Genomic DNA, 14,309 nt, shown 5'->3' on the forward strand with positions numbered 1-14,309 from the left:
ATGCACGGGACAGTACTGGCGCGTTTGCTCGCTTCCGCCATGCTGCTTTCGCTGGGCGGCTGCCTGCTGGGCCCCGACTACGTACGGCCGGCAGTGGACGTGCCTGCCACCTATCGCTTCGCCCAGGGCGAAGCCGCGAGCATCGCCAACACGGCGTGGTGGCAGCAGTTCCAGGACCCGGTGCTCGACCAGCTGATCTCCACGGCGCTGCTGGAGAACCGGGATGTCAAGGTTGCGGCCGCACGGGTCGACGAGTTCCGCGGTCAGTTCGTGACGACGCGTTCCGGGCTCTTCCCGCAGGTGTCCGCAGGTGCTGATGCGTCTCGCCAGCGCGTCTCGCAATCCGCCGGGGTGCCGATCCCCAATGGCATCAATCCCGTCTATAACCAGTTCGACGCGAGCGTGTCCGTGGCGTGGGAAATCGACCTCTTCGGCAAGGTCCGCCGGCAAACCGAGGCTGCGCGGGCCAACCTGCTGGCAAGTGAAGAGGGTCGCCGGGCCACCATTCTGACGCTGGTCAGCGCCGTCGCCTCCGCGTACATCAACTTGCGCGATCTCGACCGGCAACTCGAAATCGCGCAGGAAACAGTGACGAGCCGGGACGAATCGGTCCGCGTCTTCACCGCGCGATTCAAAGGCGGTGAAGTCTCGCAGATGGAGCTTGCGCAAAGCCAGTCCGAGTACGAGGCCGCGAAAGCGACCGTCCCGCAGATCGAGGCGCAGATTGGCCAGCAGGAAAACGCGCTCTCCGTCCTGATCGGCAGGAATCCCGGCGCCATTCTCCGAGGCCGCGAAGTGTCGGCACTGGGTACGCCGCAAATTCCGGGCGGCCTGCCTTCGGAGTTACTCGAACGCCGTCCCGACGTCCTGCAGGCTGAGCAGGCGCTGATCTCGGAGAATGCGCTGATTGGCGCCGCCCGGGCGCTGTACTTTCCTTCGATATCGCTCACCGGACTGTTCGGATCGGTCAGCACGCAGTTCTCAAGTCTCTTCACGGGCCCGGCGCGGGTATGGTCGTTTGCCGGCACCCTCGCGCAACCGATCTTCACCGCGGGCAATATCTCAGGTCAGGTGCACCAGGCCGAGGCGCGCCAGCAGGAAGCGCTGTACACCTACGAGAAAGCCATTCAGGTCGCGTTCCAGGAGGTTGAAGACGCGCTCATCTCCGTGCAGAAGACGCACGAACAACTGGATGCGCAGAACAATCAGGTCGAGGCGTTGCGTACCTACGCAAGGCTCGCGCGTCTACGCTACGAAGGCGGTTATACGAGCTACATCGAGGTGCTCGACGCGGAACGCAGCCTCTTCAATGCGCAGCTGGGCTATACGCAGACGCAGGGCGCCGTGCTCACTTCGTACGTCAACCTCTATAAGGCGATGGGCGGCGGCTGGGTGCTCGATGCCGAAAAGATGACCGTCCCGCAGCCCGCACCCGCGCCCGCACCCGCACCGCAAACGCCGGCAGCCCCCGAGCCGGTTGCGCGGAGCGCGTCTCCGGCACTCGCCCAGCCGATGGCGATGGAGGCGAAATGACGCATCCGGAGATCATCGCCTGTGAAGAGTGCGATCTGCTGCAACGGGGCGCGCCGCTCACGCCCGGCAGTTCATTGCGCTGCCATCGGTGCCACGCCGAGCTCAGACGGGGGCGAACGAACGGCCCCGAATATGCGCTGGCATTTGCACTGGCGGCGATCGTGCTGCTCGTCATTTCGAACGTGTATCCAATTGTCGGCCTGTCGGTCAACGGCAATCTCATTCAAACGACGCTGGCGGGCTCGGTTCGCGTGCTTTACGTCGATGGCGCGTGGCCGCTCGCGCTGCTTGTCGGCCTTACGACGATTCTCATGCCTGTCCTGCAGACCGTTTCGATGCTGTGGCTGCTCCTGCCGCTGCAGCTGGGACGCGTGCCGTGGCAGCCCGCGGCCGGCTTCCAGCTGTTCCGGCTGGCGCGTCCGTGGGGCATGACCGAGGTGCTGATCCTCGGGCTGCTCGTCGCGCTCGTCAAGCTGGCGCACATCGCGAAAGTGGTGCCGGGCACCGCACTGTGGTCATTCATCGTGTTGATGCTGCTGCTCGCGGCCGCGTCGGCGGCGTTCGATCCGCACGAAGTGTGGGGGCGCATCACCACCGGGCGAAATGCCGGTCGTGCATTGCAACTGGCGCCCATCAGGTTCCGCCGCGCCGCGCGGACGGCATCCGCATACGGACTGGTGCTGTGCGAGGGATGCGGCCTGCTGCTCCGGCCGCCGGCACGATCCGGTCCGCGCGATTGCCCGCGGTGCGGCTCCCCGTTGCATATGCGCAAGCCCGCGAGCCTCTCGCGGACGTGGGCGTATCTGTTGTCCGCCATCGTGCTGTACGTCCCGGCGAACGTGCTGCCCGTAATGGACACCAGTTCGCTTTTCGGGGCACAGAAGGACACGATCATGAGCGGCGTGGTCTATCTGTGGGTATCCGGGTCGTGGCTGCTGGCCGTCCTGGTTTTCGTGGCGAGCATCATGGTGCCGATGCTCAAGATACTGGGCCTCGCGTATCTGGCGATCTCGACGCAGCTTCATTCGCAATGGTTTCCCGAGCAACGCACCCGGATCTATCGCGTGATCGAACTGGTGGGCCGATGGTCGATGCTCGATATCTATGTCATCACGATGCTCGTCGCGCTCGTGCAATTCCAGGCACTCGCGACGATCAAGGCGGGCCCCGCATCGATCGCGTTCGGGGCGGTCGTCGTGCTGACCCTGATGGCGTCGATGTCTTTCGATCCTCGCCTCATTTGGGATGCAGCGGAGAAGGATCATGCCCGGGTCAAATGACGAGCCTGAGATTCCCGATTTCCCCGCAGCCGACCCGATGCCGCGCTCGCGCTGGCGCATGCAGCTGGTGTGGCTCGTACCGATCGTGGCCGTGCTGATCGGCGGGGGGCTCGCGGTGAAGGCCGTGCTGGAACGAGGCGAGAAGGTCAGCATCACCTTCAAGACGGGCGAGGGTCTGGAAGCGGGCAAGACCAAGCTCAAGTACAAGGATGTCGATATCGGCGTGGTGGAAGCGGTCATGCTTTCACCCGACCAGAAACACGTGGTGGCAAGGGCGGAGGTCGCCCGCGACGTGGCGGGCCTCCTCGTCGACAATACGCGCTTCTGGGTGGTTCGCCCGCGCGTGTCGGGCGGCACGGTCTCCGGACTCGGCACGCTTCTGTCGGGCTCCTACATCGACGTCGATGTCGGCAATGCGAAAAAGGCGCGCCGCGATTTCATCGGGCTCGAAGAGCCGCCGGTGTTCGCGAGCGACATGCCGGGGCGCGAGTTCACATTGAAGAGCGCGGGGCTCGGCTCGCTGGACGTGGGCTCGCCCGTCTATTTCCGCAGGCTCCAGGTTGGCCAGATCGCTTCCTATCAACTGGATAAGGACGGCAAAGGCGTCACGCTGAAAGTATTCATCAACGCGCCCTACGACCGCTTCGTGAAAATCGACACGCGCTTCTGGCACGCGAGCGGGATCAACATGGCCTTCGACAGCAACGGCGTGCGTGTCGAAACCCAGTCGATCGTGTCCGTCATCATCGGCGGTGTTGCATTCGAGTCGCCGCCGGAATCGCAGGAAGAAACCGACGCCGAGCCTCACGCCCAGTTCGAGCTGTACCCGTCGCGTACCGACGCGATGAAACAGCACGACCGCATCATCGACAAGTACGTCGTGAACTTCACCGATTCGGTCCGCGGATTGACAGTCGGCGCCCCGGTCGACTTCCGCGGTATTGTGATCGGCGAAGTGACGGCCATTTACACGCGATTCGACCCCACGCAGCGTCGTTTCAGTATTCCCGTCGAGATCCAGATCTATCCGGAGCGCTTCACGTCCCGTTTCCAGAACGGCCGCGCGGAGGGCCGTCTTGGCGACGACCCGCGCAGGACTGCGAATGCCCTGGTGGAAAACGGATTCCGCTTCCAGTTGAAGAGCGGAAATCTGCTCACGGGACAGCTTTACATTGGAATGGATTATTTCCCGGATGCGCCGAAGGCGACGATAGACTGGTCCAGGTCGCCGCCCGAACTGCCTGCGGTGCCGCGCACGCTGCAATCGGTACAGGACTCCGTCACACGACTCCTCACCAAGCTCAACGGCATTCCGTTCGAGGCGATCGGCGAGGACGCCCGGACGACGTTGCGCACCGCCAATTCGATGATCTCCCAGCTCAATACCGACGTCGTTCCGCGGGCTCACGACACGCTCACGTCGGCGCAAACCATGCTCAATTCCGCGAATTCCGCGTTGCAGCCGGATTCGTCGCTGCAGCAGTCCACGGAAGAGGCGATGCGCGAGATGACGCGCACGGCGGCGGCGCTGCGTACGCTCGCCGACTACCTGTCGCGGCATCCCGAATCGCTGGTGCGCGGCAAGCCGGAGGACAAACAATGAGATCCGCGCGCGCCTGTTTCATTCTCGGCATGGCCATCGCCGGGCTCACGGCGGGATGTGCGTCGCCGTCGGCCACGTTCTATACGCTGAGCCCGGATCCGTCGCTCACCCGCGCCGGCACGACACCGCCCGTCTCCGTGGTGATCGGGCCCGTCACGGTGCCGGACATGGTCGACCGGCCGCAGATCGTGACGCGGATCGGTGACAACGAAGTGGCGCTCAACGAGTTCGCGCGCTGGGCGCAACCGTTGAAAGGCGATATTGCGCGCGTGATTGCCGCCGACCTCGCCACGCTGCTGAACTCGCAGCAGGTGTCGGTCTACGATACGGCGTACGACCCGCTGACTGCGTGGCACGTGCGACTCGACGTCGTGGGCTTCGAGTCCGTGCCCGGGCGCGACGTCACCGTCGACGTGCTATGGGCCGTGCGCGCACCGGGGAAGGCGCGCCCGGTCACGGGCCGCTCCGTTGTGCGGGAAGCCGTTTCCGGCCAGGGTTTCAATCCGATCGTCGCGGCTCATGATCGGGCGCTGGCGTCGGTCAGCCGCGACATTGCGGCGGCGGTACAGGCAGGCGGCGCCCAGTAGCACGCTTGCCACAGGCGCGCACATCGCAATTGCACACAGGCGCGGTGTGAGTCCGGAGCGGCGAGGCGTGACCTGTCATCAGCGATCGAACCAGCGATATTGCAGCGTCAGGGCGACAGCGGTGAAGTCGCCCCCGGCGCGCGTAACGAGACCGTGCGAAAACGCGAATTTCGTCGACCAGCCACGAGAAACCGGCAAGGAAAACGTGAAGCCGTACCGCACGTTGGCCTGACGATCGTCAGCCGGCGCATCGTTCACCGACGTGCGGCCGCCAGAGGCATATCCCAGGTCGACCGCGATCCAGAATCCGGGGCGGAAGGTGTAGCCGCTGTGCAACTGGAGCGTCATCAGGGGTGCCTGGGAGCGCTGGTTGCCACCGAAGAAGTCATCGTTGTCCATGAAGAACCACACCCCTGCGGACGCGTCGACAAACCAGTTTCCGAGCGGCTGCGACACCCCGATCTCCGGCTTGAACGACCATCGGTTCACGCCGATATTCACGAGCCGGGAGCCGACGTACTGGCCGGTGGGCACAATCATCGTGAGGCTCGTTCCGACCGACGTTGTCGACTCCGGCCTGACGAACGCCTCGACGGGCAAAGGCGGATTGCCGAAGAGATTGAAGGCAAAGCGCAGCCGGATGTCACCTGGGCCCGCGCGATACACCTCGGTCGGTGCGTCGATCACATTGCCGCTGACGTTACCGCGTACGTAGGGCAGTGCGATCCCGAACGATGCAGTGTGATCCAGGAGGGGAAAAGTCGACACATATCCGAGCGAGTAGAGGTCGAAGCGGGCCTCGACGCCTGAGATCGGCAACGATGTATCGGTCAGGACATCGCCTGAAAGATGGGACCAGGTTGCAACCAGGAAGTGGGTGCCGATGGGCGATGGGGAATAGGTGCGTGGCTCGAGTTCCTGGGCGCACGTGGCGGCAACCGGAAACAGAAGTCCGAGTGCACTGTAGCGCAGTGGCGCCCAACGGCATGGACGACGCCTCATGGTCGACCCGGACCCGCAATCGCGCGCGCAACTGAACGCGCAACCGCACCTGAAGGATGGAGGAGGGATTGGCGTTGAGCCTACCTGCAGCCCCTCAGCGGCGGAATACGACCATGGTCTGATTGCCGGATATCGAGGCCCCCCACACTATAAAAATAGAGTCGGATAGTGCGGCCTGAAGTCGCTGCGCGTCCCCATGCGGGCTCGCGGTGAAGGCGGCGGAAATTGTGTTGCGGCTCCATGTTGTGTATCGACGGTGTACCGGGCATCATGACCTGGAGCACCTGTCACGGAGCACCCATCATGACTGAAATGCTGCTTGGAAACGTGGAAGAAACCGTCTCTGACGAGGAGATCGGCGAGTTCCTGGCAAAGTATGGATTTCCCCCGTTCAGTTCGATCCAGCGAATTGCCGGCGCCGGGTCGCGGCCTGCGGCGCTGCTCATCTTCAACGACGTCACCGCCGACGGGTTGCGGACACTGCAGCCGCGCATCCACAACCTGTACTGGAAGAACCACACGATCACCGCGCTGATTATTCCGCACCGCGACGAATCGTAGATAACGACGGGAGCCGGACATGGGGCTGCTGTCGTGGTTGTTCCCGGGGAATCGCGCGCCTGATGGAGCCGATGCCCGGCAGATGAAGGAAATCGTCGAGCGGATCGTGCAGCTCAATCCGCAACTGCGTCTCGTGCGCGAATGCGACGCACGTGTCGCTGCCGCGGCGCGCAGGGCGATCGACTATCTGGAGCGTCTCGTCGCAGAAATGCCCGCCGCGTGTGAAGCAAGCGCCGACACCTGGGCAACGGACCCGCACATTCACGCTTTTTTTGCGGGGCCCGACGACGTTTGCGAGGCCTTTAGCCGTTCGGATGAATTGCGCACGTACTTTCGCGATCACCCGGAGGCAGATGAAGTCTTCGCCGTGCTCGGTATGGCCATCGTCGAAAAGCGGACGTTCGGTGTGGCGCAACACGGTGCATCGGTCCGCTCCGACGTCATGCAGACGACGGTCAGCTTTAGCGACCATCAGGTGCGTGGTTGCAGTGCGTCGGAAGCGGCGCTTCGGCGGGAAATCGTTCTGCGGGTCGTCGATCAGCTTGCGCTGGAGGGAATCGCCAGAATCGAGGCGGACGAATCGCGGCGTGGCGCGCTCGAACAGGAGCGGGCGCTGCTCAGGACACGCCTCGCGCTTCTCGAGCGGCAGGGGGCAGGCATGCACGCGCTGGTGGGCAGCGAAGCGTCGTGCAGTCCGGTGGACGTTGCGCGCCTCCAGGCGCAGATCGACGAGAACGATCGGGCGCTGGCAAGCCTTGGCCTGAAGACCGAAGCGCTGGAGCGGGAGCTGGATGTGATCTGCGAAGAGCTGTCGTCACCGGACGCGCATTTCTACGTCACGAAGAAGACATTCCGGCTGGACCTCCTGAATGTCGTTGTCGAAGAAGACGACACCCGCCCGGCGGAAAACATCACGTTTCGGATCGCCCGTTTGCCTGCGCGTCCAGATGCAATGCGTGCGTATGCGATGGTGTGCTTTCGGCGTAGCAACCTTCTACTGGCCCGCAACACGCTGCCGGAAGCGGGGCGTTTCCTGATCTGACGACGCAACGCCTTTGATGCCCTGTACGCGTCGCGTTTGAAATGCCTAGGGGGCTGACTGATCGCCCCGGGCAAACGCTCTTCGTGCGCGCACGTACCGCAGAACTTCAGGAGACAGCTTTCAGGCAGGCGCGGATCGCGCCTGCAAGGCTACTTGGCTTCAGGTTCGACGGAAACCGCAACCGCCTCGTTGTAGACCACTTCCATGTGATCCCCTTTTTTGATCAGCTTGAGCTGCTCGGGATCCTGCACGACGATGTCCACGGAATTGCCCTGCGGCCCCTTCAATGTCACGACGCCAGAATGCGTATTGACCGCCGTGACAACGGCCATGACGGTGACTTCCCGGGCAGCCGTGCCGCCTGGCTTTGCGCCGGCGGGCGCACGTTCCAGCGTCTCGTTTTGTTTGGCGGCGAGCGGCGCGCCACCTTTCTTGAGCGTGACCGTGAGCGCCTGCGTGTATTCGGCTGTCACCACGTCACCCAGTTTCAGCTGGTCGAAGTTGCGCGCCTCTTCACCCACCACGAGCTGGACGACCTTGCCCTTTTCATCCTTCAGCCAGACGGTTCGCGTGCCCGGCTCGATCCCGACGACCGTCGACTTCGTCTTGATCGTTCCCGTCACCGTGACCTTGCCCGGTGTGCTCGTGACGCCCACTTTCGGCTCGGTCTGTGCGAAGCCTGTATTCGTGAGCGCCACGAGCGCGGCCACGACGATGAGTTTGCTGTTCCTCATGCTGCTCTCCTTTGACGCATACGCGCACACTGTTTTTCGGCCTGACAGGCCGCCTTTTCTTTCATGACGCAGGCGCGTCGCACTGCCTTTGCGGCGTCACTCACTTGATCGTGTAGCCACGGCCTTCCATGCAGGCTGCATAAGCACGGTTGAAAGTGTCCATTGCGCCCTGGGCCTGTTGCTGGGTCGATGCCTGCGCATTGCGCCGGTTCTGCCGCGCGCGCGACCCGCCCGCCATCGTTCCCGCCGTCGCGCCAATCGCCGCGCCTTTTCCTGCATCACCCGCTACGGCTCCGATGACAGCACCACCGGCAGCGCCACGCGCTGCGCCCTGAACGCGTTCACCTCCGCCCACCGCGGGTCCGGAAGGCGGTGGCGGGGCGTTCGCCACGGCAGCTGGATCCACGCCAGTGTTGGTTTTGGCCCACGAATAACAGGCTCCGTCGTCCTGCTGCTGTTTCGTCTGGCTTTGTCCTTTGGCGGGATAGGCGATCGGTTTTCCCTGCGCCACGCAGTCAAACGATATCGATGCAGCCAGAAGGAAAAGAGCGCAGTGCTTCGTCAACGTCTTCAAGACCACTCCTTGCTTGAGCCCACGCCAATGCAGGTTGCCGGCTACCTGAACGTGATGCCTGTACCAGAACTGCCGGTTATGGCGGCGCTGCCGGAATCCCGCGCGGCACGATGCGTGTGCAGCAGCGGCGGGTTCGCTTTCATCATTGCGTTCCCGTCATGGCGTGCGCAATCGGACCAAGGTCGTATTTGCCATCGGGCATTTCCGCTGGTGCCAATGGCCGTCGATTGCCGTCGTTCGGACAGGCGGAAGGGCCACGTGGCCGCGCAACGCAAAACGCTTCTCGTGGAGCATTTGGCTATGTCGTGGGCGCGCGAGCGCCTGCACGCCAGTCAAGCGGCTTCGGATGTGCTGGTCGCTCGTGCCGAGGCGTTCTTCCTTACTTCGATGCCGCATGCATGGGCCGTTGGACAAGAGAATGCGGCGAAAGGATGCGCGCCTCAACCGGGTGGCCCGACATCTGACCGGCGGCCTGTCCGCCTTGCCGGTTGCGGTTCGGGGCTGTGGGACCAAGGTCGTATTGTCTCGTGCCACGAGAAGAACCATCGTAGCGGAGGAGAGACCGATATGCGCAGTAGACCAGGCTCTCAACAGGAGTTCAGCGACCTTGTCGGGCGCTACGACGTAACGTCTCGACCGCGGCAGGTTCGACAGAAACGGCGTCCTGCACATTGACTTCGCACACGCTGCGGATCTTGACAGTCACTGCCGCTTTCGCACGAAACCTATTTCCATTGAGGATTGCCAGATGAGCACGTCAATTGAAAAGATCACGCCCTACGACGAATTCAACTACTCCATCCCGGAGACCGAATTCCCCAAGGACGGGATGTCGGCCCGCGCGGCGGCCGCAGTCGTTATCAGCGCCGAGTGGACCGATGCGAATCCGATGCTGAACATGTCGTCGTTCGTCACGACGTGGGCCGAACCGGAGGCCGCGGAGACGGCCAAACGTAACATCTTCAAGAATTACATCGACCACGACATGTATCCGCAGGTGTTCGCGATGGAAACGCGCATGGTCAAGTGGCTGCATCAGTTGTGGAACGGCCCGGCTGGCGTGGAGCCTTACGGCACGGCGACAGTCGGCTCATCCGAGGCCTGCATGCTGGCCGGCCTCGCACACAAGTGGAACTGGCGAAAGAAACGGGAAGGCGAGGGCAAGGATTCGACACGCCCGAACATGGTGACGGGCGGGAACGTGCAGATCGTGTGGAAGAAGTTCTTCCGCTATTTCGACGTTGAACCGCGCATCGTCCCACTGAGTCCTGGCAACTACCGGCTAACGGCAGAAGATCTCGACAAGTACGTCGACGAAAATACCATCGCAGTCGTGGCCATTGCAGGACAGACGTTCACAGGCGAGGACGACGATATTCAGGGTATCCATGACTGGCTCGACGATTACGAGAAACGGACCGGCATTTCGATTCCGATGCACATCGACGGCGCGTCGGGCGGATTCGTCAATCCCTTCCTTTATCCCGACTACAAATGGGACTTCCGGCTGCCACGTGTGCAGTCGATCAACGCGTCGGGGCACAAATATGGCCTTGTGCCACCCGGGCTCGGCTGGATCATTTTCCGTGAACGCAAGGTGTTCAACGAGGAACTGGTTTTCTACGTGAACTATCTGGGCGGCGAAATGCCGACCGCGACGTTGAACTTCAGTCGCAACGCGTTCCAGGTGGCCGTGCAGTACTACATGTTTATCCGGCTTGGTTTCGAAGGCTACCGGCGAGTCATGCAGCACACACTGGACAATGCGATCGCGTTGCGGGGCATTCTTGTCGATAGCGGCTATTTCACCGTCATGAACGAAGCGCAGCGGATTCCCGTGGTGGCGGTCACGCTCGACAGCAAGTTCAAGAATTTCAACGAATTCGATGTCTCGAACAAGGTGCGGGAGAAAGGCTGGGTGCTCGCCGCGTACACGATGCCGCCCAACGCCGAGTCGGTCACGAGCCTGCGTGTCGTCGTGAGGCCGCACATCAATCGCAACGTGTCGAAACTGCTTGCAGGCGACATCGTCGATGCGTGCAGGTTCCTCGAGAAAAATGGCGGAAACGCCACGCCGCCGACGTTGCACACGCATGCCTCAGGAAAGGCGACGCCGACCAAATGCTGAGGATGACCGGCGAACAGACGGGAGAACGCATAATGGCGCGCGCGGAAAGCAGGATCGTTCTGGCAGCGATTGCTGTGTTCGTTGCACTGTTCGGCATCGGGTGGTCGATCCGCGGATTGCTTTACGAAAGACCGGTTCTCGTCCAGATCGGGGCGGTTGCGATGGTGATCGGCGTCGCCTGTTTCGTGATGCTGCTCCGTCCGCGTAACAAGGGCGGCAAGTAAGGCGGGCGTGTGGAGGCGCCCGTAGTGATGGAATGGTGAAGCCGGTGGCCGTGACGCTCGGGTTCATGCGGGCTATTGCTGTAAGACCAAAGTCCGATTTCGCCCACCTGTCGCCGTGACATCATGTATCGGCGCACATAGTGGGCGTTGTCGGCCGGATGACGGTCTGTACTTTTGCATATGACGCTGGCTGCCGGAGGGCCTCAGGTCGAAGCGCTATCAAGGACGTAAACCGATGCGTGCGCACTGGCCAGTCGCACGACAGCGATCCAGCAGCGGCATAACCGCAGACGGTGTGAGTTCGCGTGATGCAGCAGGCAATCCGGGAAGGACGTGATATCGACCCGTGTGGCCCATCGTATCGCGCCCGGTTGCCTGAAAGCGGGATCGACGGAATCGAAGAATGTGGCGGCCAGACTCATGCGCCGGGGATTCGCCTCGGAAACACGATGGAGGTCGAAAATGAACAGACGGAATTTTGTACTTAATGTAGTGACTACCGGCGCCGCTGCGGGTTTGACGCTTGCGGGCTGCACCACGACGACAGGCAGTGGCGCGAGTCCGGCGACCGATGCCTCGAAGCGCCAGGCGATCGACGCGAGCGTGGAGGGTACGTTGAGCCGGCTGTACGCGCAGGTCGGAGGCTCAAGGGAACTCGCATTGAAGGCCCAGGGTCTCCTGGTGTTCCCGGATGTGAAGAAAGCGGCCTTCATTGTCGGCGGGGCGTACGGCGAAGGCTCGCTGCGCGTGGGCAAGACGACGGTTGGCTACTACAGCACGGCGGCTGCTTCATTTGGATTCCAGGCCGGCGCCGAGTCGACGGCGATCATTTACATGTTCATGACGCAAGACGCACTTTCGAACTTCCGTAACGCATCGGGCTGGTCGGTGGGTAGCGACGTAGCAGTATCGCTCCTCAAAGTTGGCGCGAACGGTTCAATCGACACGAAATCCGCCTCCTCGCAGGTCGTGGCCATCGTGCTGACCAATACAGGTCTGATGGCGGACGCCTCTCTCAATGGCGCCAAGGTGACCCGGCTGAATCTGTGAACGTTCGGCCCGGCTTGCCTGACACACGTCAGATTGTCTGAGCGGTGACGGCAGGCGCGAGGCAAGCGATGTGCGCGGAGTGTGGATGACCCGGGTACGGGGGCGCACGCCCGGAGGTTTTCGCCGGTTTGCTTTAGCTCGCCCAGTGCGGTTTGCGCCGGGCGACCCGGCACCCATCGATGAAAAACGAAAAGCCCACGGCTTCGACACACGACGCAGTGCCAGGCATGGACGCGCAGGCGGCAACAGGAAAGTGACGCGCCACCCGGCATCGGGACAAGTTGGAAGGAGCAGCCATGAATCGGTGGAGTGGGAGACTGTCGCAAGCGGTCTGCGTGTGGTTCTTCGTGGCGCTGACAATGGCTTCGGGCAACGTGAGCGCCCAGAATGAATCGCAACAGCCCACGTTCAAGCCGGAGGAGATCGAGGCGCTGGTTGCACCGATCGCACTCTATCCGGACTCTGTCCTGTCTCAGGTGCTGATGGCGTCCACCTATCCGCTGGAGATCGTGCATGCCGCGCGATGGGTCAAGGCCAATCCGAACATCAAGGGCGACGCCGCGGTGAAGGCGGTGCAGGACCAGACCTGGGATGTCAGCGTGAAATCGCTGGTGGCGTTTCCGCAGGTGCTCGAGCCGATGAACGAGAAGATCGACTGGACCCAGAAGCTGGGCGACGCCTTCCTCGCGCAGGAAAAGGACGTGCTCGCGGCGGTGCAGCGATTGCGCGCGAAGGCGCAGGAGTCGGGGAACCTGAAGTCGAATGAACAGCAGAACGTGATCGTGGAACCCGCGCCGGCGGGCGCCCAGACCACGACCCAGACGATCGTGCGTATCGAACCTTCAAATCCAGAGGTCATCTACGTGCCGGCGTACAACCCGACAGTGGTGTACGGCACGTGGGGCTACCCGACCTATCCTCCGTACTACTGGCCGCCGTCTCCGGCTTATTACCCTGGTGCCGCGCTCGCCACCGGCCTCGCCTGGGGCGTCGGTCTTGCCGCTGCGGGCGCGATCTTCGGTAACTGCAACTGGGGTGGCGGGGACGTGAATATCAACGTCAACAAGGCCGCCAACATCGATCGCAACTTTGATCGTACGAAAGTTCAGGGCGGCAAGTGGCAGCATGACGGAAGCCATCGACAGGGTGTTGCGTATCGCGACAACGCGTCCCGCGAGAAATTCGGCAACAACGTTTCCGGTGCCGACCGGCGTAATGACTACCGTGGCCGCAACGGCGACGTGGGCGACCGGGGTGGCGCCGGCAACCGGCAAGGCGCAGGCGACCGGGGTGACGCAGGTAACCGGCAGGGCGCAGGCGACCGGGGTGGTGCCGGCAATCGCGCAGGGGGCGCGAACAACGCTGGAGTGGCAAACCGGGCCGGCGGCGCAAACAATGCCGGTGCGGGTAACCGCGGCGGTGCGGGCAATGCAGCAGGCGTCTCCAATCGTGCTGGTGGAACGGGTAATGCCGGTGTCGGCAATCACGCCGCAACGTCCAATCGGGCCAGTGCCGGAGGCAGCCGCGACGGTGCCTTCCAGGGTGTGGGCGGCGGTGGCGCCTCACAGCAGGATTTTAATCGGGGCCGAGCGAGTGCACAGTCTTCAACGCATAACAGGCCGAGCGGTAGTGGGGGAGCGCGTGCGAGCGGCGGCGGAGCACGGGCGGGCGGAGGCGGTGGTGGTGGCGGTGGACGCGGCAGGCGCTAAGGAGAGACGGGCATGAAGTCACCCCTACGGTTTTGCGCGGCGCGACTCGCCGCGATCGGCACTTCAGTCGCGGTTGCGCTGGCGCTCTGCCTTGCGGCGCCTCCTGCGGCCTGGGCACAGAAAGAGTTCAAGTCGCCTGAAGAGGCGATGACCGCGTTTGGCGATGCCGTCGCCGATAACGACGAAGCTGGCTTGAGGTCTTTGCTGGGCGAGAACTTTCGGACGCTCATCCCGCCGGTGGGCGCGGAAATCCGCGACCGCTTTCTGACGGAATGGAAAACA

At 63.0% G+C, this 14,309-nt stretch carries 14 protein-coding genes; 11 read left to right on the forward strand and 3 right to left on the reverse strand.

Translation table 11 applies throughout. The features are described 5' to 3' along the window. Genes LPA36_RS16880 through LPA36_RS16895 form a run of 4 tightly spaced genes read left to right on the forward strand, consistent with a single transcriptional unit; the run spans nt 1 to nt 5,003 of the window. Entirely contained in the window at nt 1–1,533 is a 1,533-nt protein-coding gene (locus LPA36_RS16880; protein ID WP_228878794.1) for an efflux transporter outer membrane subunit, read from the forward strand. Beyond that, entirely contained in the window at nt 1,530–2,813 is a 1,284-nt protein-coding gene (locus tag LPA36_RS16885) for a paraquat-inducible protein A (RefSeq protein ID WP_228878797.1), read from the forward strand. The genes LPA36_RS16880 and LPA36_RS16885 overlap by 4 nt, the downstream gene beginning before the upstream one ends. Beyond that, entirely contained in the window at nt 2,797–4,416 is a 1,620-nt protein-coding gene (locus LPA36_RS16890; RefSeq protein ID WP_228878798.1) for a PqiB family protein, read from the forward strand. Before LPA36_RS16885 ends, LPA36_RS16890 begins: the two co-directional genes overlap by 17 nt. Next, nucleotides 4,413–5,003, forward strand: coding sequence for a PqiC family protein (locus tag LPA36_RS16895; protein WP_228878800.1), 591 nt, complete (start codon nt 4,413–4,415; stop codon nt 5,001–5,003). Before LPA36_RS16890 ends, LPA36_RS16895 begins: the two co-directional genes overlap by 4 nt. A 78-nt stretch (nt 5,004–5,081) precedes the next feature. Here the strand turns inward: LPA36_RS16895 and LPA36_RS16900 are convergent, their stop codons facing one another. Beyond that, nucleotides 5,082–6,005 (reverse strand): transporter, encoded by a 924-nt coding sequence (locus LPA36_RS16900; protein WP_228878804.1) that lies wholly within the window; start codon nt 6,003–6,005, stop codon nt 5,082–5,084. 303 nt (nt 6,006–6,308) lie between these two features. Here LPA36_RS16900 and LPA36_RS16905 point away from each other — a divergent pair, with 303 nt between their 5' ends. Both LPA36_RS16905 and LPA36_RS16910 read left to right on the forward strand, forming a co-directional pair. Beyond that, a complete protein-coding gene (locus LPA36_RS16905) occupies nt 6,309–6,566 on the forward strand; it encodes an RNA-binding protein (RefSeq protein WP_228878806.1) in 258 nt (85 codons plus the stop codon). A gap of 19 nt (nt 6,567–6,585) precedes the next feature. Further along, the gene (locus tag LPA36_RS16910) at nt 6,586–7,608 is read left to right on the forward strand and encodes a hypothetical protein (protein WP_228878808.1); all 1,023 of its coding nucleotides are present in this window, start codon (nt 6,586–6,588) and stop codon (nt 7,606–7,608) included. A gap of 149 nt (nt 7,609–7,757) precedes the next feature. Here the strand turns inward: LPA36_RS16910 and LPA36_RS16915 are convergent, their stop codons facing one another. Beyond that, nucleotides 7,758–8,342, reverse strand: a complete 585-nt coding sequence (locus LPA36_RS16915) for a hypothetical protein (RefSeq protein WP_228878810.1) — start codon at nt 8,340–8,342, stop codon at nt 7,758–7,760. 100 nt (nt 8,343–8,442) lie between these two features. After that, nucleotides 8,443–8,880 (reverse strand): YMGG-like glycine zipper-containing protein, encoded by a 438-nt coding sequence (locus LPA36_RS16920; protein ID WP_267478576.1) that lies wholly within the window; start codon nt 8,878–8,880, stop codon nt 8,443–8,445. Between the two features lie 784 nt (nt 8,881–9,664). Between LPA36_RS16920 and LPA36_RS16925 the strand changes: the two genes are divergently transcribed. The 5 genes from LPA36_RS16925 to LPA36_RS16945 form a co-directional block, all read left to right on the forward strand. Then, nucleotides 9,665–11,044 carry a glutamate decarboxylase gene (locus tag LPA36_RS16925; RefSeq protein WP_228878813.1) on the forward strand — a complete coding sequence of 460 codons (1,380 nt, stop codon included), beginning with the start codon at nt 9,665–9,667 and terminating at the stop codon, nt 11,042–11,044. Then, nucleotides 11,038–11,268, forward strand: coding sequence for a DUF2964 family protein (locus tag LPA36_RS16930; protein ID WP_228878815.1), 231 nt, complete (start codon nt 11,038–11,040; stop codon nt 11,266–11,268). The genes LPA36_RS16925 and LPA36_RS16930 overlap by 7 nt, the downstream gene beginning before the upstream one ends. Nucleotides 11,269–11,730: 462 nt before the next feature. Beyond that, entirely contained in the window at nt 11,731–12,318 is a 588-nt protein-coding gene (locus tag LPA36_RS16935) for a BPSL1445 family SYLF domain-containing lipoprotein (protein ID WP_228878816.1), read from the forward strand. A gap of 296 nt (nt 12,319–12,614) precedes the next feature. Then, the gene (locus LPA36_RS16940; protein WP_228878819.1) at nt 12,615–14,027 is read left to right on the forward strand and encodes a DUF3300 domain-containing protein; all 1,413 of its coding nucleotides are present in this window, start codon (nt 12,615–12,617) and stop codon (nt 14,025–14,027) included. A gap of 12 nt (nt 14,028–14,039) precedes the next feature. Next, a partial coding sequence (locus LPA36_RS16945) for a DUF2950 family protein (RefSeq protein ID WP_228878822.1) occupies nt 14,040–14,309 on the forward strand: 270 nt, incomplete at its 3' end.

It is taken from the genome of Paraburkholderia saeva (assembly GCF_907164555.1).
In the GTDB taxonomy this organism is placed as follows: domain Bacteria; phylum Pseudomonadota; class Gammaproteobacteria; order Burkholderiales; family Burkholderiaceae; genus Paraburkholderia; species Paraburkholderia saeva.

Bases quoted from the DNA above. Each gene is read 5' to 3' on its own strand.
- LPA36_RS16940 (WP_228878819.1), top strand. From the start codon at position 12,615: ATGAATCGGTGGAGTGGGAGACTGTCGCAAGCGGTCTGCGTGTGGTTC.
- LPA36_RS16885 (WP_228878797.1), top strand. From the start codon at position 1,530: ATGACGCATCCGGAGATCATCGCCTGTGAAGAGTGCGATCTGCTGCAA.
- LPA36_RS16910 (WP_228878808.1), top strand. From the start codon at position 6,586: ATGGGGCTGCTGTCGTGGTTGTTCCCGGGGAATCGCGCGCCTGATGGA.
- LPA36_RS16925 (WP_228878813.1), top strand. From the start codon at position 9,665: ATGAGCACGTCAATTGAAAAGATCACGCCCTACGACGAATTCAACTAC.
- LPA36_RS16895 (WP_228878800.1), top strand. From the start codon at position 4,413: ATGAGATCCGCGCGCGCCTGTTTCATTCTCGGCATGGCCATCGCCGGG.
- LPA36_RS16930 (WP_228878815.1), top strand. From the start codon at position 11,038: ATGCTGAGGATGACCGGCGAACAGACGGGAGAACGCATAATGGCGCGC.
- LPA36_RS16915 (WP_228878810.1), bottom strand. From the start codon at position 8,342: ATGAGGAACAGCAAACTCATCGTCGTGGCCGCGCTCGTGGCGCTCACG.
- LPA36_RS16935 (WP_228878816.1), top strand. From the start codon at position 11,731: ATGAACAGACGGAATTTTGTACTTAATGTAGTGACTACCGGCGCCGCT.
- LPA36_RS16880 (WP_228878794.1), top strand. From the start codon at position 1: ATGCACGGGACAGTACTGGCGCGTTTGCTCGCTTCCGCCATGCTGCTT.
- LPA36_RS16890 (WP_228878798.1), top strand. From the start codon at position 2,797: ATGCCCGGGTCAAATGACGAGCCTGAGATTCCCGATTTCCCCGCAGCC.
- LPA36_RS16900 (WP_228878804.1), bottom strand. From the start codon at position 6,005: ATGAGGCGTCGTCCATGCCGTTGGGCGCCACTGCGCTACAGTGCACTC.
- LPA36_RS16905 (WP_228878806.1), top strand. From the start codon at position 6,309: ATGACTGAAATGCTGCTTGGAAACGTGGAAGAAACCGTCTCTGACGAG.